General features: G+C 63.2%; 15 protein-coding genes and 1 pseudogene. 8 read left to right on the plus strand and 8 right to left on the minus strand.

The genetic code is table 11. The features are described 5' to 3' along the window. The 6 genes from AC0L16_RS27960 to AC0L16_RS27985 form a co-directional block, all read right to left on the minus strand. Positions 1–1,017 (minus strand): zinc-binding alcohol dehydrogenase family protein, encoded by a 1,017-nt coding sequence (locus AC0L16_RS27960; RefSeq protein WP_473624561.1) that lies wholly within the window; start codon positions 1,015–1,017, stop codon positions 1–3. Between the two features lie 65 nt (positions 1,018–1,082). Next, a complete protein-coding gene (locus AC0L16_RS27965) occupies positions 1,083–2,048 on the minus strand; it encodes an ABC transporter permease (RefSeq protein WP_473624563.1) in 966 nt (321 codons plus the stop codon). After that, positions 2,045–3,598 carry a sugar ABC transporter ATP-binding protein gene (locus AC0L16_RS27970; RefSeq protein WP_473624564.1) on the minus strand — a complete coding sequence of 518 codons (1,554 nt, stop codon included), beginning with the start codon at positions 3,596–3,598 and terminating at the stop codon, positions 2,045–2,047. The genes AC0L16_RS27965 and AC0L16_RS27970 overlap by 4 nt, the downstream gene beginning before the upstream one ends. Positions 3,599–3,701: 103 nt before the next feature. Further along, positions 3,702–4,697, minus strand: coding sequence for a substrate-binding domain-containing protein (locus AC0L16_RS27975; RefSeq protein ID WP_473624565.1), 996 nt, complete (start codon positions 4,695–4,697; stop codon positions 3,702–3,704). Positions 4,698–5,025: 328 nt separating this feature from the next. Next, entirely contained in the window at positions 5,026–6,024 is a 999-nt protein-coding gene (locus AC0L16_RS27980; RefSeq protein ID WP_473624566.1) for an aldo/keto reductase, read from the minus strand. A gap of 57 nt (positions 6,025–6,081) precedes the next feature. After that, entirely contained in the window at positions 6,082–7,587 is a 1,506-nt protein-coding gene (locus AC0L16_RS27985; protein ID WP_473624568.1) for a UxaA family hydrolase, read from the minus strand. Between the two features lie 263 nt (positions 7,588–7,850). On the opposite strand from AC0L16_RS27985, the gene AC0L16_RS27990 reads away from it, so the two are divergent. From AC0L16_RS27990 to gndA, 6 genes and pseudogenes are all read left to right on the plus strand, one after another. Continuing rightward, on the plus strand, positions 7,851–8,744 hold the full coding sequence (locus AC0L16_RS27990; RefSeq protein WP_473624569.1) for a GntR family transcriptional regulator: 894 nt from the start codon (positions 7,851–7,853) through the stop codon (positions 8,742–8,744). Positions 8,745–8,989: 245 nt separating this feature from the next. After that, complete coding sequence (locus tag AC0L16_RS27995; RefSeq protein ID WP_473624570.1) at positions 8,990–9,346, plus strand: DUF2946 family protein; 357 nt, start codon at positions 8,990–8,992, stop codon at positions 9,344–9,346. Between the two features lie 104 nt (positions 9,347–9,450). After that, positions 9,451–9,990, plus strand: coding sequence for a copper chaperone PCu(A)C (locus AC0L16_RS28000; protein WP_473624571.1), 540 nt, complete (start codon positions 9,451–9,453; stop codon positions 9,988–9,990). Positions 9,991–10,029: 39 nt separating this feature from the next. Then, positions 10,030–10,548 carry a YcnI family copper-binding membrane protein gene (locus tag AC0L16_RS28005; RefSeq protein ID WP_473624572.1) on the plus strand — a complete coding sequence of 173 codons (519 nt, stop codon included), beginning with the start codon at positions 10,030–10,032 and terminating at the stop codon, positions 10,546–10,548. Positions 10,549–10,602: 54 nt separating this feature from the next. Next, positions 10,603–12,199 (plus strand): annotated as a pseudogene (locus tag AC0L16_RS28010) (copper resistance CopC/CopD family protein). An 83-nt stretch (positions 12,200–12,282) separates the two neighbouring features. Further along, the gene (gene gndA, locus AC0L16_RS28015) at positions 12,283–13,767 is read left to right on the plus strand and encodes an NADP-dependent phosphogluconate dehydrogenase (RefSeq protein WP_473624574.1); all 1,485 of its coding nucleotides are present in this window, start codon (positions 12,283–12,285) and stop codon (positions 13,765–13,767) included. A 350-nt stretch (positions 13,768–14,117) separates the two neighbouring features. Here the strand turns inward: gndA and AC0L16_RS28020 are convergent, their stop codons facing one another. Beyond that, positions 14,118–15,464: an FAD-binding oxidoreductase gene (locus tag AC0L16_RS28020; protein WP_473624575.1), complete on the minus strand. Its 1,347-nt coding sequence runs from the start codon at positions 15,462–15,464 to the stop codon at positions 14,118–14,120. 504 nt (positions 15,465–15,968) lie between these two features. After that, entirely contained in the window at positions 15,969–16,391 is a 423-nt protein-coding gene (locus tag AC0L16_RS28025) for a cupin domain-containing protein (RefSeq protein WP_123151692.1), read from the minus strand. 177 nt (positions 16,392–16,568) lie between these two features. Between AC0L16_RS28025 and AC0L16_RS28030 the strand changes: the two genes are divergently transcribed. Both AC0L16_RS28030 and AC0L16_RS28035 read left to right on the plus strand, forming a co-directional pair. Continuing rightward, a complete protein-coding gene (locus AC0L16_RS28030; protein WP_473624577.1) occupies positions 16,569–17,543 on the plus strand; it encodes a helix-turn-helix domain-containing protein in 975 nt (324 codons plus the stop codon). A gap of 107 nt (positions 17,544–17,650) precedes the next feature. Further along, positions 17,651–17,935, plus strand: a complete 285-nt coding sequence (locus AC0L16_RS28035) for a hypothetical protein (RefSeq protein WP_473624579.1) — start codon at positions 17,651–17,653, stop codon at positions 17,933–17,935. Positions 17,936–18,368: the final 433 nt, after the last annotated feature.

Consider the following 18,368-nt stretch of genomic DNA (forward strand, 5'->3'; position numbering starts at 1 on the left):
TCATCCGACCTGGATGACGGCCTTGATCAGTCCGGATTTCGCATGCGCCCAACGGGCGAGGTCGCGCGGCGTCTCGCCAAGCGTCGTGCGATGGGTGACGAGCTTTGCCAGCGGCACAGCACCATCGCGGATCGAGGCAGCGACATGGTCGAAGTCGACGCGCAGAGCGTTGCGGCTGCCGATCAGCGTCATCTCGCGCTTGTGGAATTCAGGATCGGAAAAGACGATGTCGTCCTTGACGACGCTGACCAGGACCAGCGTCCCGCCATGCGCGACATGGGCGAAGGCTGACTGGACGGACTGGGTGCTGCCGGTGGCATCGAAAATCACGTCAAAACCTTCGCCGCCGGTCGCCTCCCGCACCAGATCGGTCGCAGACTGCCGTGAACCATCGAGGGTGGCGAAGCCGAGTTCGCTTGCGGCAAAACCCAGCCTCTCGGCACTCATGTCGAGCAGCGTCACGTCGAGACCGGCGATGCGGGCAAACAGCGCCGTGCCGAGGCCGATCGGCCCGGCACCGATGACCAGCGTGCGCGCGCCGGGGGCAGCCAGCGAGCGCCGCACGGCATGCGCCCCGATCGCCAGGAATTCGACGGCGGCGGCATCGGCCAGCGACAGGCCGTTTGCCGGATAAAGATTTTGCGCCGGCACCAGGATCCGTTCGCACATGGCGCCGTCGCAGTGGACGCCGAGCACCTCGATCCTGACGCAGCAATTCGGCTTGCCTTGACGGCAGGCGATGCATTTGCCGCAAGCGAGATACGGGTTGATGATCACCGGGCCGCCGACGGCCAGGACGACGCCTTCGCCGGCCTCGATCACGGTGCCGGAGACCTCGTGACCCATGATGCGGGGATAGGCGAGGAACGGATGCTTGCCCTCGAAGATGTGATAGTCGGTGCCGCAGATGCCGACATGACTGACCGCGACCAGCGCCCAGCCCGGCGGTGGTGCGCTCGGCGCCGGGCGGTCTTCCACAACAAGATCGCCGGGCGAACGGCAGATGACGGCTTTCATGCTTTGATCCAGTCGGTTCATGGCACCGCCGGCCCGATCGCCGGGCCGGCGGTTGTTAAGATGGTCTACTTGCCGCGGCGGCGCAGGCCGTCGAAATAGACGATGACGATGATCAGCACGCCGGTAATGATGCGCTGCCAGAAGGCATTGACGTTCAAGAGATTGGCGCCGTTGTTGATGGTGGCGAGGATGAAGGCGCCGAGCAGCGGTCCGTGCACCGAGCCGACGGCGCCGAACAATGAGGTGCCGCCGATCACCGACGAGGCGATCGCCTGCAATTCCCAGCCCTCGGCCTGCGTCGGATTGCCGATGCCGATGCGCGAGGCAAGCAGCACGCCGACAAAAGCCGCACAGAGGCCCGACAGCGTATAGGCCATGTAGATGGTGCTTTGGACGTTGACGCCGGACAGACGCGATGCCTCGGCGTTGGAGCCGACCGAGAACAGATACCGGCCCCAGCGGCTGTGATGCAGGAAGACATATGCCGGGATGCCGACCAGGATCACCATCCAGAACAGATTGGGGACGCCGAGGAACGAACTGCGCGAAAACAGCTGGAAGGCGTCGTTGTTGATCGAGATCGAGTTGCCGTTGGTCATCAAAAGGCCGATGCCGCGCAGCGAGGTCAGCGTCGCCAGCGTGATGATGAAGGGCGGCAGGCCCATCTTGACGATGCCAAAGCCGTGGAACAGGCCGATGGCGACGCCGACCAGCAAGGTGATCAGGATGGCGAGGTAGATCGGCACGCCGGCATTGATCAGCATCGCCACGATGACGGTGGCGAAGCCAACGACGGCGCCGACGGAAAGGTCGATGCCGCCGGTGATGATGACGAATGTCTGGCCGACTGCCAGGATGGCGATCATCGAACCTTGCCGCAGCAGGTTCGAGATGTTGTTGGCGGAGGCGAAGCTCGGCGTCGCCACCGACAGGATGACCCACAAAAGAACCAGCAGCGCCAGCAGCGTCAGCCCGAACAGCGCGTTGTAGTTGCGTTTCGGCCTTTCGGCCGGGATCGCCTCGGTGCTCATATCTGTCCTCCCGGTTTTTCTTGTTTCTCGGCCAGCGCCTGGGTGAGGATCTCCTCATGGTCGGCAGTGTGGAAACCATGAGTGGCCACCAGTTTGCCGCGCCGGAACACATGCAGCGTGTCGGCCAGTTCATAGACCTCGGGCAGATAAGACGAGATCAGGATGATGCCGGCGCCATTGGACAACAGTTCGCTGAACAGGCGGTAGATCTCGGCCTTGGTGCCGACATCGACGCCGACTGTCGGCTCGTCGAAGATGAACAGCTTGGCGCCGTGCGCTAGCCACTTGCCGATGACGATCTTCTGCTGGTTGCCGCCGGACAGGCTGGAGGCCAGCGCGTTGCGCGTCGGCGTCTTGATCCTGAGATTGGCGATCTGGCGATCCGCCTCAGTCTTCTCCTGTGCGCTGGAGATCAGCAGATTGCTGGAGATGCGCTTGTAGATCGGCAGATTGAGATTGAGGCCAACCGGCAGGTTGAGGCAGAGGCCCTGGTCGCGGCGGCTTTCCGGCGCCAGAGCCATGCCGAGCCTGATAGCGTCATGCTCGGAGTTGACCTGAACCTCCTTGCCCTCCCAGAGGATCTGGCCGGCCGACTTGCGGTGACGGCCGTAGAGCGTGGTGACGAACTCGCTGCGCCCGGCGCCGATCAGGCCGTAGAGCCCGACGATTTCTCCGGCACGGACCGTCATCGAGACATTTTCGAAGCCCTTGCCGGAAAGATTTCTGGCTTCGAGGAGCGTCGCGCCCGGGGTAAAATGCTCCTTGTGATAGACTTGCTCGATCGAGCGGTTGATCATCATCTTGACCAGCTCGGCGTCGTTGGTCTCGGCGATGTTCCTGGTGCCGACAAGCGTGCCGTCGCGCAGCACCGAGACGCGGTCGGCGAGCTCGAACACCTCTTCCATGCGGTGGCTGATGTAGATGATGGTGACGCCTTCGCCCTTCAGCCGGCGGATCAGCGTGAACAGCTGGTCGGCTTCCTTGCGGGTGAGATAGGCAGTCGGTTCGTCGAAGATCAGGAACTTGGTGCCGCGCACGGTGGCGCGGGCGGCGGCGATCAGCTGCTGCTGGCCTATGGTCAGGTCACCCAGCACGACATGCGCCGGCAAATCGAAGCCGAGATCGTCGATGATCTTCTGCGCTTCCCTGACCATGGCCCGCTGCTGCAGGATGCCGAAGCGGGAATCCTCCTCGCCGAGGAACATGTTGGCCGCGACAGTGAGATGGCGGCACAGAACGACCTCCTGATGCACGGCATTGATGCCGAGCGCCATCGCCTCATGCGGCGTCGCCAGCGCTGCCGGCTTGCCCTCCCAGATGACATCGCCGGAGGTGCGCGGCATGACGCCGGTCAAAAGCTTGATCAGGGTGGATTTGCCGGCACCGTTCTCGCCGACAATGGCGTGGATTTCGCTGGCCTTGAAGGCGAGGCTAACCGGCTTCAGCGCGTGCGTGCCGGGATATCGCTTCTCCAAGCCCTTGAGTTCGAGGATCGTCCTGCCCGGTTCCAGCGTTGGGGCCGGATGCAGTTCCTGCGCCGTCGACGTCATGACAATCCTCCCAGATTGGCCTCCCAGATTGGCCTCACGATTGGCGCGAGTGTGGGTTGTTTCCGGGACAAAAGCCCCGGAAACAATGCGCCTGTGGCGATGCTCAGTCGAGCTTCGGATTGAGCAACGCGTCGATCTTGGGTTCTTTCATGTTGGCCTTGGTGACGAGGTTGGCGCCGGTGTCGACATTGGCCTCGACCTTCTCGCCTTTCGAGGCGGCGAGCGCCGTCTTGATGCCGTCATAGCCCATCCGGTACGGATCCTGGACGACGAGAGCCGAAATGACGCCGTCGTTGAGGAACTTGATCAGCTTCTCATCGCTGTCGAAGCCGACCAACCCGACCTTGCCGGCCAGGCTGTTCTCGGCGATCGCCTGACCGACGCCCTGCGCCATGATCAGGTTGGAGGCGAAGATGCCCTTGAGGTTCGGGTTGGCGGTGATCAGGTCGGTCGCGATGTTGAGGCCGGTGGTGGCCTGGCCGTCGGCGTATTTGTCGGCAATGAGCTTGAGGCCGGGATATTTGGCGGCAAGCTGTTCCTTGAAGCCCTGGGCGCGCTGCTCGAGCGAGCCTGCGCCGGGAAGCGCGGTGATCAGGGCGACGTCGCCCTTGATTTTGCCGCCATTGGCTTCGCCGATCGCGGCCGCCAGCCCGTCAGCAGCGACGCGGCCGCCCTGGATATTGTCTGTGGTCAGGAACGAGGTGAAGGCCTTGGAGTCGGCGCCGGAATCGATGCCGATGATCTTGACGTTGGTGGCTGCCTCGTCGATCGGCTTGCCGAGCGCCTTGGCCTCGGTCGGTGCGATGACGACGGCAGCCGGGCTGCCGGCGACGGCGTTTTCGAGGATCGAGATCTGGCCGTTGACGTCGGTCTCGGCCTGGGCGCCAAGCTCAGGCACGTTGACGCCGAGGTCCTTGCCGGCCTTGCGGGCGCCGGCCAGGACGATCTGCCAGTAGAAAGAGGTGGTGTCCTTGACGATGATCGGAATGGTTACGTCCGCCGCCGAAGCCGGCGCCGAATGCATCACGCCGGCAAGCATCGAGGCGGCGGCGAGCGCCACGAATGCGCGGCGGTTGAGAATGCTGGTCACGAATTTCATTAGACTTCCTCCCTAGGTCGCCCGGTGAACGTAGCGGAAGCTCGGTTTGGATAGGCGTTGCCCAAACGGAACTTTATCAATAAAAAACATTTGCCGGATTTTGATAATGCATCGGTCCGGTCGACGCAAGCGGTGTTTCGTGTCGTCCTGCCTATGCCTCGACCGGAAGGGAGTGCCGATCCTCATTGCCAAACCCCCTCCCCGAAAAGGTATGGAATATTAATTCCATCTGCCAGTCAATATGGAATATTCGTTCTTTTTGTGGCGTAAGGTGTGGGGCGCCTCCTGATCGCACCGTCCGCCGTTCAACCGGCGAGGCCGCAGCGCATCAGCCGAGCTTCTGAACGACCGTGTAGGGACCATATTTGGCGAATTCTGTTTCGGGCACCCGGATGTCGAGCAGTTGCAGATTTCGTTCCAGATTGGCCGGTTTGGCGGTGCCCGTCAGCACAGAAGCCACCACAGGCTCGTGCAGCGGGAACTGGAACGCCGCCGCGGCAAGCGGGTAGCCGCCCTCGGCGGCGATTTTTTCCATGGCGCCGACGCGGTCGAGAATGTCCTCGGTGGCCGGCAGGTAGTCGAAATGCGCACCCGGCACCCGGCCCGTTGCCAGGATGCCGGAATTGAAGACGCCGCCGATGATCAGCGATGTCTGCCGTTGCCGGCAAAGCGGCAGCAGTTCGGCTTCGGCGGTGCGGTCGAGCAGCGAATAGCGGCTGGCCAGCAGGATGCAGTCGAGCGGCGCCTGGCGCAGCACATCGAGACAGATCTGCACCTCGTTGACGCCAAGGCCGTAGGCGGAAATGACCCTGGACGACTTCAGCTCTTCCAGCGCCTTCAGCCCGCCATCCATAAACTGACGGAAATGCAGCTTCGTTTTCTCGACGCCATGCGTATAGACGCCGATGTCGTGAATGAACAGGATGTCGATTCGATTGAGGCCAAGCCGCGCATAGCTGAACTCGACCGAGCGCATGATGCCGTCGTAGGAATAGTCGTAGTCGGGCGCAAAGGGTAGCGGATCGACATAGGAATGGTCCGGAATCCGGTCTTCCGGCACCGGCCGCAACAGGCGCCCGACCTTGGTCGACAGCACGTAGGAGTCCCGCGGCTTGTCGCGCAGGAAATCGCCGAAGCGGCGTTCCGAAAGGCCGAAGCCGTAGAAGGGCGCGGTATCGAAATAGCGCAAGCCGGCATCCCAGGCGACCTGCAGCGTCTGCATCGCCGTCTCGCGCGGGCAGGCTCGGTAGAGCCCGCCGACCGCCGCGCCGCCGAAGCTGACCTCGGTTATTTCCAGCCCGGTGCTGCCGACACGGCGTTTTTTCATGCAAAGCCTCCCACCGGCCATTTGCCTGGCCCGTCTATGTCTTAAGTCGGTTAATGGCTAGAGGGTTGCGCCGAGGTGCCAGGGCACGAACTCGTTGTCGCCGTAGCCGAACTCCTCGCTCTTGGTCTTGCGGCCGGAAGCCGTCTCGACGATCAGCTCGAAAATCTCGCGGCCCATGCCGGCAATGGTCTTTTCGCCCGAGGCGATGACACCGCAATTCACGTCCATGTCCTCTTCCATTGTGTGGTACATGGTCGAGTTGCTGGCCACCTTGATCGACGGTGTCGGCCGGCAGCCGAAGCAGGAACCGCGGCCGGTGGTGAAGACGATGACGTTGGCGCCGCCTGCCACCTGGCCGGTGGCGGAAACCGGATCGTAGCCGGGCGTGTCCATGAACACCAAGCCGTGGCCGCTGACCTTTTCGGCATAGCCGAAGACGCCGTTGAGTGGCGTTTGGCCGCCCTTGGCAACGGCGCCAAGCGACTTCTCCAAAATGGTGGTCAGGCCGCCGCGCTTGTTGCCTGGCGACGGATTGTTGTCGATGGAGGCGCCATGCTTGGCAACATGGTCTTCCCACCATTTTACATAGCCGTCGAGCTTGGCGGCGATCTCCGGGGTCGCCGCACGATAGGCCAGCAGATGCTCGGCGCCGTAGATTTCCGTCGTCTCGGAGAGGATGCCGATGCCGCCGACGCCGGCCAGGATGTCGACGGCGGCGCCCAGCGCCGGATTGGCAGTGATGCCGGACATGCCGTCGGAGCCGCCGCATTGCAGGCCGACGACGATCTCGCTGACCGGAATCCGCTCACGCTCAAGCCTGCCGACCTCCTCGGCGATCTCGGCCAGCACCACCAACGCCTTCTCGACAGATTTGCGCGAGCCGCCGGCTTCCTGGATGTTGAAATGGCGTTTTCCCGCGGCGACGCCCTTCTGGCCATAGAGGGTGAGCTGGTTGACCTCGCAGCCGAGACCGACCATCAGCACGCCGCCGAAATTCGGATGGCGGGCATAGCCGGCAAGCGTGCGATGCAGCACCATCATGCCGTCGCCGGTGGCGCTCATGCCGCAGCCCTGGCCGTGAACGATGGGAACGAAGCCGTCAATGCCAGGATATCTGGGCAGCAGCGTGCGGTTCGCCTCGTCGGCGATGGCGTGGCAAACGGTGGCCGAGCAATTGACGCTGGCGAGAATGCCGATGAAGTTGCGCGTGCCGGCACGGCCGTCGGCGCGGCGGTAGCCCATGAAGGTGCGGGCGCGGTCGGCCTCTGTGGCGTGCACGGCCTCGCTCGGCGGCACCACCGGCAAACGCCCGGACTCGAAGACCAGATTGTGCGAATGGACATGCTCGCCGGGCGCAATATCCTGGGTGGCGCGGCCGATCGCCTGGGCGTATTTGACCACGGCCTCGCCGGCGGCAATCGGCTTGATCGCCACCTTGTGGCCGGGTTCGATCAGCGCCGTGGCAACGGCGCCGCCCGGCAGCACCGCGCCGATCTCGATGCGGCCATTGGCGACCGCGACATTGTCGGCGGGGGACAGAAGAATGCTGTTTGCGGCGTTCACGGGCAGTTTCCTGGGTGTTCCTGGGATCGGCAAGCGATTGACACGCGCCTATTAACAGTTAATGTCTTTTATCGTGAAAAAACAGTTTTGCGTCAATTGTTTTTTAAGGACGACGTAGCGCGTTCTTATGAGAGGACCGAGCACCGGGACCAAGGCTGACTTGCGAGAAGCGATTCCGCTTTTTGGGAGGGCTGCGCTAGGACATTTTATCATATCGCGCTTCAAGCCGGCCGCCGCAAGCGCCGGCGCGCAATGGGGCAGGGATGTCGAAGAGCAATAACGTCTATAAGGACGCCTACAATCGCGGTTTGCGGCTGCTCGATGAAACGAAAAGCCTGCCGTCGGAGCCCGAATTGGGCGCCCTGCTTGGTGTCAGCCGCACGACCATCCGCACCATCCTTGCGCGCATGGAAGAGACGGGCCTGATCGCCTGGAACAAGCGCAGCAAGACGGTGTTGCGCGTGCCGCGTCAGGACGATTTTTTCCCCGAGGAAGAAACCGACACGCTGTCGCAGATCATCGAGCGGTCCTTCATGCGGCGGCTGCTTGCCGGCGGCGCTGAACCCGGCATGCAGATCAACGAACTCGAGCTGGCGCGCGAGATCGGCGTCGGCACCACCAGCGTGCGCGAGTTCCTGATCCGCTTCTCCCGCTTCGGGCTGATCGAGAAGCGCCGCAACAGCCATTGGGTGCTGAAAGGGTTTACCCGCGCCTTCGCGCTGGAATTGACCGAAATCCGCGAGATGTTCGAACTGCGCTCGGCCGCCGCCTTCGCCGCCCTGCCGGAAGACAGCCCGGTGTGGGCCGACCTCGACCTGCTGGAGGACGAGCATCGCCTGCTGGCGCGCGAGATCGCCGCGCGCTTCAACGAATTCTCGGAGCTCGACGAGCGCTTTCACCGGCTGATCCACCGCGCGTCGCACAATCGCTTCATCGTCGATTTCTACGACGTCATCGCCATGATCTTCCACTATCACTATCAATGGAACAAGGCGCAGGAGCGCGAGCGCAACGAAGTGGCGGTCGCGGAACACCTGGCCTATATCGCAGCGCTCAAATCGCGCGATCTCGGCAAGGTAGACGCTGCCTGCCGCAAGCATCTGAAGTCCGCGCGGCACACGCTGCTGACGTCGATTCCAGAAGGCCAGCAACCGTAGCGAGCGTAAAAGCGCGTCGCATTGCGACGCGCTTTTAAGTTGTTGTTTTATGCATGTCATTATCGCAAAACCGCTGCACACCCTCGGGTCAGGCCCGAGGGCATGCTTTTGCGCGACATGCATTAAAGCGCCGCGTTGCCGCAGTGGTAATTTGGCGATTTTCCGACCGCCGGCCGCGTGCTAGATATCTTGCCGTTGCTGCGTGAAGAGGCAGGTCTTTGAATATCCGGCGGAGACGATGGAGCATGCCGGCGGCATTCGCCGTGGCCTATTTGCTCGTGCTCCAGTCGGTGCTTGGCGCATTCGCCTTTGGCATCGGGCCGGATGCTTCGCAACACGACGCTTTCGGCAACGTCATCTGCACCCAGGAGGGCGCTGCCCAGCGTTCCGGCGGCGATCCGCACCAGCAGCACATGCCGGCTTGCTGCATGCTTGGCTGCGGCACGGCTTCGGCTGTCTACGCGCCGCCGCCCGCTGCCGCCACGGTGTCCGGCAATTTTTCCGTCGAAACCGCCGCGTTTGTGCTGCCGGCGTTCAGGTATCTCGACTTTGCCCGCGACCGCTCTCCGTCGAATCCGCGCGCGCCTCCGGTGACGGCCTGATCCGTCCCATTTCGCCTTGCGGAATTTTTCGCGGGCGAATTCGTTCAACATCGAAACTGATCGCGACCGGCCGACGGCGCGATTTCTCAGTTCCTGGAGCTATCATGTCTCACACTTTTCGCGCGCGGCTCGGCCGCACCAGCCGCTTCCTGCGCAGCTTCGAGGAGCGACTCGGCGTCACCGTACTCCTCCTCGCCCTGCTGTTCGTCAGCGCCCAGGCCGTTTTCGCGCATGAGTTCAGGGTTGGCGACCTCGAGATCGTGCATCCCTGGTCGCGCGCCACGCCACCCGGCGCCAAAGTGGCCGGCGGCTACTTCACCGTCACCAACACCGGCAGTTCGCCGGATCGGCTGCTGTCGATCTCGTCCGATGTGTCGGACAGGACCGAACTGCATGAAATGGGCCTCAAGGACGGCGTCATGACCATGCGGCCGGTCAGCGGCGGCCTCGAAATCCCGGCCGGCGACAGGGTCGCGCTGGCTCCCGGCGGTTATCACTTGATGTTCGTCGGGTTGAAGCAGCAGCCCAAGCAAGGCGAGACGTTTCCCGCCACGCTGACCTTCGAAAAGGCCGGCACGGTGACCGTCGAGTTCGCCGTCGAAGGCATGGGCGAAATGGGCGGCATGCACGACCATGCCAATTGATCCGGCCAGATCCGCACAATTCAAACTCGAGGAACCATCATGAACAGTTATCTTCTGTCGGCCGGCGCGTTTTTCGTCCTGGGGACAAGTGCTGCCTTTGCCCACATTACCCTGGAAGCGCAGGAGGCGGCGGTCGGTTCGACCTACAAGGCCGTCCTGCGCGTGCCGCATGGCTGTGAAGGCAAGGCGACGACCGCCGTGCGCGTGCAGATCCCGGAGGGAGTGATATCAGTGAAGCCGATGCCGAAAGCCGGCTGGACGCTGCAGGTCAAGAACGGCAGATACGAGAAATCCTATCAGCTCCATGGTCAAGAGGTGTCCAGCGGCGTCAAGGAAGTCAACTGGAGCGGCGGCAGCCTGCCGGACGAATTCTACGACGAATTCGTCTTCCGCGGAACACTGGCGGCGGATCTGCCGGTAGGCCAAACGCTCTACTTCCCGGTGGTGCAGGAATGCGACGGCGCCGCCGAACGCTGGATCGAGATACCAGCGGCCGGGCAGGATGAGGACGCGCTGGAATATCCGGCGCCCGGCCTCAAGCTTTCGCCGAAGCAATGATTTTTGGCGGCGCGCTTTGTTCGAAAGAGCGCGCCGCTGTTTTGTGGCCGTGACATGAGTGATGCATCCCTGCTGCGAACGGTCTGCACAACCGGCCTACTTGCGATCTGCCTGCTGGCTGTGATCGTTCTATTTGCCGCCATTGCCGCGCCAAGTCAGGCCTTCGCCCACGCGGCGCTCGTCACAACCGAGCCGACGGACGGCGCCGTGCTGGCGCAGAGCCCGGCGCAGTTCTCGCTGACCTTCAGCGAGCCGGTGTCACCGCTGATGCTGAGCTTGGTGCGGCCTGATGGAACGCCGGTTCCGCTGACGTCGTTTCGGCTCAATGGCCAGACGCTCGACATCGACAATCCGCAAAGGCTCGGATCCCGCACGCATGTGCTCAGCTGGCGGGTGATCTCCGCCGATGGCCATCCGGTCGGCGGCTCGGTGCTGTTTTCGATCGGCGCGCCGAGTGCGGCGCCGGCCGTCTCCGAAGCTGTCGACCGGGGCCTGAGGTCGGCAATCTGGATCGGCAAGGTCTTTCTCTATGTCGGCCTGTTTCTCGGCGTCGGCGGCGCCTTTGCCATCGCCTGGCTGGCAAAAGGCGGGCGTTCCGGCCGGCGCTTCGTCATCGCCGCGATCCTTTGCGGCCTCGTCGCGGCGCCGTTGTCGCTCGGCTTGCAGGGACTGGACGCGCTCGGTGCACCGCTCGCCCGGCTGGCGCAGCCAGGCGTCTGGCAGGCCGGGCTCGCCACCAGCTTCGGCTGGACGGTGCTGGTTGCGCTGGTGGCGCTCGGGCTCGGCCTGCTGTCGCTGGTCGGGTCGCGCGGCGGTGCAAAGCTGTTTGCTCTGGCCGGCCTGGCCGGTGTCGGTGCCGCCCTTGCCGCCAGCGGGCATGCGAGTGCCGCCGAACCGCAATGGCTGACACGGCCGATGGTGTTTCTGCACGGCGCCGGCATCGCGTTCTGGGCCGGGGCGCTGGCGCCGCTCGGTCTCGCCATGCGGCGGAAGCCGGCCGAGGCCGCGCCTTTCCTGCGTCGGTTTTCCCTGGGGATACTGCCCGTCGTGGCCGTGCTTGCGGGTGCAGGCGCCCGCAGCTTTGCTCGAGACCGCCTATGGCCGGCTGCTGCTGGTCAAGCTGGCGCTGCTGTTCTTTCTGTTTACTCTGGCCGCCATCAACCGCTGGAAGCTGACTGGTCCGGCGCAAGCGGGAGAGACGGAAGTACAGAAGAGGCTGGTCCGCTCGATCGGCATTGAGATGCTGATCGTTCTGGCGATCTTCGGCGTTGCCGCCGGCTGGCGCTTCACGCCGCCGCCACGCGCCCTGGCGATCGCAGCGGCGCAGCCGGCTTCGGTGCATATCCACACGCCGAAGGCGATGGCCGACCTCAGCATCACACCCGGCCATGTTGGGCCGGTTGCCGCCTCCATCGTCATCATGACCGGGGATTTCGGCCCGCTCGATGCTGAACAAGTGACGCTGGTGCTGTCAAAACCCGACTCCGGCATCGAGCCGATCAAGCGCGAGGCGACAAAGCCAGGCGACGGCACCTGGCGCGTCGACGATCTCGTCGTCCCGGTTCCCGGCCGATGGACGGCACGACTCGATATTCTCGTCTCGGATTTTGAGATCGTGAAGATCGAGGCGCCGATCGACATCAGGCCGTGAGGACAAGCTGCAACACAATTCGGCGAGTGCGGTTGACGCGGCGTTGAAGGCCCGTCAATCATCTCGGCAAGAATCCGGAGAGAATGGGCGTCGCCACAAAATCGCGGTCTCAACAAAAGATCCAACGCAGGGAAGAAACGATGGAAAAAGCCGAAATCGGCCTGATCGGCCTTGGCACGATGGGCTCCAACCTGGCGCTCAACATCGCCGAGAAGGGGCACCGCATAGCCGTTTTCAACCGCACCGCGGCACGCACCGACGCCTTCGTCGAGAATGCCGGAGCGCTGAAGAACATGGTGGTGCCCTGCTACAGCCTGGAGGAACTCGCCGCCGCCATCCGGCCGCCGCGGCCGATCATCATCATGGTGCTGGCCGGCAAGCCGGTCGATGAGCAGATCGCGGCACTGCGCGGCGTGCTGTTGGCCAACGACATCGTCATCGATGCCGGCAACGCCAATTTCCGCGACACAATGCGGCGCTTCTCCGAACTTTCCGATTCGGGTCTCACTTTCATCGGCATGGGAGTGTCCGGCGGCGAGGAAGGCGCGCGCCATGGACCGTCGATCATGGTCGGCGGCACGGAAGAGTCCTGGAAACGCGTCGAAAAGGTGCTGACCGCCATTTCGGCCAAGTTCAGGGACGAGCCCTGTGCGGCATGGCTTGGCAGCGATGGCGCCGGGCATTTCGTCAAGACCATCCATAACGGCATCGAATATGCCGACATGCAGATGATCGCCGAGATCTACGGCATTTTGCGCGACGGCTTGAGCATGGGGCCGAAGGAGATCGCACAGGTGTTTGCCGGCTGGAACAAGGGCCGGCTCAACTCCTATCTGATCGAGATCACCGCCAAGGTGCTGGCCGCCGACGATGCGAAGACAGGCAAGCCGGTGGTCGACATCATCCTCGACCGCGCCGGCCAGAAGGGCACCGGCAAATGGTCGGTGATCGAGGCGCAGCAGCTCGGCATTCCGGCCACCGCGATCGAGGCCGCGGTGGCGGCGCGCGTCCTGTCGTCGATCAAGGACGAGCGCCTGGCCGCCGAAAAGGCCTATGGCAATGGCGGCGTGGCCAGGATTTCCGGAGACAAGGACGCGCTTCTTGGCGATCTCGAACTGGCGCTGTTCGCCGGCAAGATATCAGCCTACGCGCAAGGCTTCGCGGTGATGAGCGGCGCGTCGAAGGAATTCAACTGGAACCTGCCGATGCCGACCATCGCCAAGATCTGGCGGGCCGGCTGCATCATCCGCTCGCAATTGCTGGACACGATGGCGGAAGCCCTCGACAAGGGGGGCGCAACCACCAATCTTTTGATGGCACCGGCCTTCATTGCGATGATGCAGGAAGCACATCCGTCGCTGCGGCGCATCGTGGCAAGGGCATCGGAAGCCGGCTCACCGGTGCCGGCGCTGTCGTCGGCGCTCGCCTATTTCGACAGCTACCGCCAGGGCCGCGGCACCTCGAACCTGATCCAGGCGCAACGCGATTTCTTCGGCGCGCACGGCTTCGAACGCATCGACGGGCCGGGCGCGTTCCATGGCCCTTGGGGGAGCGGAGCGGCAGGTTAGCGCCCCATGGCAGTCATTCCTGCCGTCCAGTCCATTCACCAAAAGCGGACGCGGCTGCTGCAGCGGCTCAGGCGGCCCTTGCGCCATATGGACGGCCCGCGCTAGCACCTCGCTGGTACTGTCGCGCTGGGAGTATTTCGCAAGACACCCCGATGCAGAATGGTTTGCGATTGCAGCGCCGCTCCGTGCCTTCCGTCACCCACGCTTCCACTTGATGGCCGCAAGATTGCGACGGTCCGGCTTAAGCCCGTGTCGTGTAGGGTCAGCCTAGAGCGCGCAGCCGGTCTCGGCAGGCCGAGCCGGCCTATGCGTGCCCAATTTGGCGGGCTTGGACCTTGTAAGAAAGTAGATCACTGCGGCGTGGCCGCGAACGGCAAGATATTCTGATTGAGGCGGAAGAGGTTGGAGGGATCGAGCCGAGTTTTCAGGTGTCTGAGCCGATCATACTTGATGGCTCCATAGGCACCCGATGCAATGGCAGTATCGGATTGCTCGTTGACATAGTTGGCGGCTATGGACCGATCGGCCAAGCGCCCGGCTGCGGATCTGCCCCATTCGATGCAACGCTCGTCGTCTGCCGGATCGTCCCATACGGGCTCGGCAATCCAGTAATAGCCGGCCTGCCTTCCGGAATAAGCGGTGTCTTCTTCCCGCACGTCCGCAACGGCACCTCCAAGCTGCGTTATGTAGAACTCGCAATCCATGGTTGGTGCCGAGGCAATCTGCTGCAGCATGGCATCCACTACGTCACCGGTGATATCCGACCAGAAACCACCTTTCGCGTAGTACCGGCGTGACCAGGCGAAATGAGCGTCGTTGCGACTTTGCAGGTGAAGAAACGGCATGGCGCCCATCTCTCCTTCACCGACACCTGCAAGGTCGCCGAACGGCGAGAGCATCTGATCCGCCAGCCTGCTGTCGCCCACCCACACGGCAGTCACGCTCAAGCCTCCTCGCGTGAGTGTAAAAGCGACGGAGAACTCTCGCGGGCGTTGACGAGCCAAATCGCCCAGGCCGGTGATTGCGCGTTGCGCGTCGGCCATCGGGTACATCCAATGGCCGACAGCCACCGGACCAAGCTGATGCAGCCGGAACCTAAAGCGGGTTATGACACCGAAATTCCCACCGCCACCGCGGATGCCCCAAAAAAGCTCCGGATCGATTGCCGCATCGATCCAGTTCACGCTGCCGTCGGCCGTCACGATCTCGACCCCGATCAAGCTGTCGATCGTCAGCCCGTAGGCGCGGCTGACGCGGCCCATGCCACCGCCAAGGGTGAGACCGGCAACGCCCGTGTGAGAAACGACACCCGCCGGAACCACGAACCCGCTTGGAACCGTCGCTCCATCCAGATCGCGAAGAAGCGCGCCGCCGCCGGCTTCCACGGTTCCGGCGGAGATGTCCAGCCGGCCAGAATTGAGCTGCGAGAGATCGAGCAAAAGTCCGCCGTCGCACGTCGAAAGGCCGGGCAGGCTGTGTCCACCGCCTCGGATCGCCAGGACCGCATTGCAATTGGCCGCTACGTCGATCGCCTTCCGCACGTCATCGACATCCGCCGCACGCAATACCGCGGCCGGCCAGCGATCGGCGACACCGTTCCATACCTGCCGGGCTCGATCATAATCCGTGCTGCCGGGCGTGATCACAGGTCCGCGACACCCAATCAAGGCGAGTTGCTTCAATAGCAAGTCGGACATATGAGCCCCCTCGTCGCAAGCGACCGCCGAACCTATCACCGCAGCGCATCCTACGCGCAATCGTTGCAGTTAGCTCCTCAGAAAGCGTTCGCGTCCACCGATCAGCGTCTCACAAGCCTCCGACAATACCCGACACCTGTGGTCCGTCGGCTCTGCGCCGCATCTCGGACGGTAGCGCCGGTTCTGCCGCATCCTGAAGCCGATATCCCAAGCGACCACGCTGATCACTTTCGGATGTGCATGGATACGAGGGTCAGGTTGCAGAAACGGTCCGGCAATTCAGATCTCTTGCCTGGGCAGCGAGAGGAGATCATCCGTGCGGCGACCGGCGTTTTCGCGGCTGGTCCGCAAAATGGGATGACCTGCATCTTGGTAGCAGTGCGGCCTGACTCCATACTATGGACCCCAGCTCAAACGGCCGGAAACCTGGCCAGTTGCAAAGGTATCGGTACTGAAGGCCGTCGATGCCGTTCCCGCACCCAGCCACGGTAAAGCCACGGCCCCTCACTCGATCGGGGAAGCGATCGGCTTTCCCTTCTCCACGACGTAGGTCGCGATCACCTTGGCGCCAGCGGGACCGGTCCTGGCGTCGTGGACCTTGGCCGGCGGCACCTGGTAGGATTGGCCGGCCGCGAGATGCCGCGGCGGCTCGCCGTCGATCAGCAGCTCGAAGCTGCCCTCGATGATGTAGCCTGACTCCGGTCCCGGATGTGTGTGGCGTCCGACCGAAACGTTAGGTGCTATTTCGGCAATGCCGATAACCGTCTCGTACGCAGTGCCGGGCACGTCGAAGCGCTGCAACGGCGTACGCTTGATTGGTTGCTGGTCGGTCGCGGCCGCCGGCTTTTCCTGGGCCCCGAGCGGGCCCGTCCAGGCAAAGCATGACAGAGCGGCGCAAAGCGCCAGGGTGTACCTGAGTTCGTGCATCGATCGCCTCCCTGATTTGACAGTCACATTGTCGGCGCCGACCGGGCAGCGCGTCTCGGACTCCCGCGAAGTACTCCTATGCCGTGGACGAACTGGCGATCCCCGCGGCCATTGAACGTCATATTCACCCAGACTAATATCTTTGGGCCGCGGCAGGCGGCGTGGGAGTAGCCAGGGATGAACGGCACCGACTTTGCCTCCTTGCATTTCTCGACGCGCGAGCTTGCCCCGGACAAGCGCCTGCAGGCGTTGCGCGAGCGGTTCGACAGGGCGGTCCGCCTCAACATCGACACCGAGCCCGGCCGTGTGGTTGAGATGCAGATGCACGTCGCACCGGGCCTGCGTCGAGCGCGCATGCTGTCGCCGCTGACGGCGCGCCTTACCCGCTCGGCGCCGATGCTCGCGGACGGCGAGGACACCATCTGCCTAATGATGAAGACCAGTGGTCACATGGCCCTGGCTCAGGGGCGGCGCGAAGGCGTGCCCGAGATCGGGGACGGCGTACTCCTCGTCTATCGCGAGCCGGTCGAGCTCCATTTTGTTGACGCTACCTATCTTTCAGTGCGCGTGCCCTTCACCGCTCTGGCCGGGCTCGCCGACGTCGAGGCTGCCGCCGCGCGGCGCATACCGGCCACGACCGAAGCGCTATCGTTGCTGCGGAGCTATGTCGCGGGCCTGCCCGACCGCTTTGCCGACCCTCGGCTCGCCCGGCTATGCGCAACCCACGTCTACGACCTTATCGCTCTGGCGATCGGCGCGACCGAGGAAGGGCGCGAGATTGCCGGTCAACGGGGCTTGCGGGCCGCGAGGCTGCGGGCGATCAAGGCCGACGTGGTCAAGGATGCCGCGATCCAAATTGACGAGCTCGCGGCGCGCCACGGGATTTCGCCGCGCTATGTCCAGATGCTGTTCGAGGCCGCCGGCACAACCTTCTCTGCTTTCGCTCTCGAACGGCGGCTCGACGCGGCCCGCACCATGCTGACCAGTCCGCGCTACGCGAGTTGGTCGGTCACCGAACTCGCGTTCGAAGCGGGCTTCAGTGATCTTTCGCACTTCAACCGGCGGTTCAAGCGCCGATTCCTGATGACCCCGTCGGAAATGCGCCACAACGGCAAGGCTGAGGCCACAACGGACCCAAATCTCGCGCCCTGATGGCGGCACGGCAAAACGCGTCCGCCGTCGGCTTTTGCGAGCTGTCTCTGGCTCAGCTAGTCATTCGCAGCGAACAACGGGAGTGGTGCGGACAGGACGCTTTTGCCTTGGCTGAGCGCTTTCTTGGTCTTGCTATTGGATTGATTGGCGTTGGCGCAATTATGGAGAGGGGCAATGGCTGTGGGATGGTGCTCGCCCTGCTAATACCTGTGACATACGCCGCTGAGGACCTCTATATATCGCAGAAGCAGCCTGCCAACATCGACAGAGTAGCTATCTACGGACTCGCGCTAATTGCCTCTTGCTTCATACTTATTCCCTTTGCAGTGGGCTTTAGTGACTTCATTGCTGCCCAATTCTTTCTGGAAAACTCGGCATCATTGTCATTCTGATTGCCCTCGCGTCGGCCTGGCGATGATCCTGTTCATCTATCTCATAAGGACCACCGGAGCGGTTTTTTGCCAGCCAGAGTGCATATGCGACGACCGTTGCTGGCATCGGCTGGAGCATCGTTCTATTGGGTGAATACATCCCCTTTGGATCTTTGCAGCACGCAGGTTGATCATTGTCGGTCTGATCATAGTCGAGCCAAAGCAGGAAGCGGAGGAGGAACCGCCTCTCTTGGATGGAGCAATCGAGGACCTGCCGATATAGGCTGGACCAGCGCTCTGGAGGTCCGATCACGTGTATTCCGGCCGGCTGAAGGTCCGCTTTCGAATATCTGTTCCGGGAAGCTGCCGATCCGCTCTCGTGAAGAGTTTCGGGCGCCGGCAGGCGTACGAAAGTCCCCGAGGAAGGAACCCGCGGGCCACGGGCGATGGCTAT

Source organism: Mesorhizobium sp. WSM4848, assembly GCF_055811375.1.

Excerpts from the sequence above, each read along its gene's own strand:
- AC0L16_RS27960 (WP_473624561.1), bottom strand. The coding sequence starts at position 1,017 with ATGAAAGCCGTCATCTGCCGTTCGCCCGGCGATCTTGTTGTGGAAGAC.
- AC0L16_RS27965 (WP_473624563.1), bottom strand. The coding sequence starts at position 2,048 with ATGAGCACCGAGGCGATCCCGGCCGAAAGGCCGAAACGCAACTACAAC.
- AC0L16_RS27970 (WP_473624564.1), bottom strand. The coding sequence starts at position 3,598 with ATGACGTCGACGGCGCAGGAACTGCATCCGGCCCCAACGCTGGAACCG.
- AC0L16_RS27975 (WP_473624565.1), bottom strand. The coding sequence starts at position 4,697 with ATGAAATTCGTGACCAGCATTCTCAACCGCCGCGCATTCGTGGCGCTC.
- AC0L16_RS27980 (WP_473624566.1), bottom strand. The coding sequence starts at position 6,024 with ATGAAAAAACGCCGTGTCGGCAGCACCGGGCTGGAAATAACCGAGGTC.
- AC0L16_RS27990 (WP_473624569.1), top strand. The coding sequence starts at position 7,851 with ATGTCGAAGAGCAATAACGTCTATAAGGACGCCTACAATCGCGGTTTG.
- AC0L16_RS27995 (WP_473624570.1), top strand. The coding sequence starts at position 8,990 with ATGCCGGCGGCATTCGCCGTGGCCTATTTGCTCGTGCTCCAGTCGGTG.
- AC0L16_RS28000 (WP_473624571.1), top strand. The coding sequence starts at position 9,451 with ATGTCTCACACTTTTCGCGCGCGGCTCGGCCGCACCAGCCGCTTCCTG.
- AC0L16_RS28005 (WP_473624572.1), top strand. The coding sequence starts at position 10,030 with ATGAACAGTTATCTTCTGTCGGCCGGCGCGTTTTTCGTCCTGGGGACA.
- gndA (WP_473624574.1), top strand. The coding sequence starts at position 12,283 with ATGGGCGTCGCCACAAAATCGCGGTCTCAACAAAAGATCCAACGCAGG.
- AC0L16_RS28020 (WP_473624575.1), bottom strand. The coding sequence starts at position 15,464 with ATGTCCGACTTGCTATTGAAGCAACTCGCCTTGATTGGGTGTCGCGGA.
- AC0L16_RS28025 (WP_123151692.1), bottom strand. The coding sequence starts at position 16,391 with ATGCACGAACTCAGGTACACCCTGGCGCTTTGCGCCGCTCTGTCATGC.
- AC0L16_RS28030 (WP_473624577.1), top strand. The coding sequence starts at position 16,569 with ATGAACGGCACCGACTTTGCCTCCTTGCATTTCTCGACGCGCGAGCTT.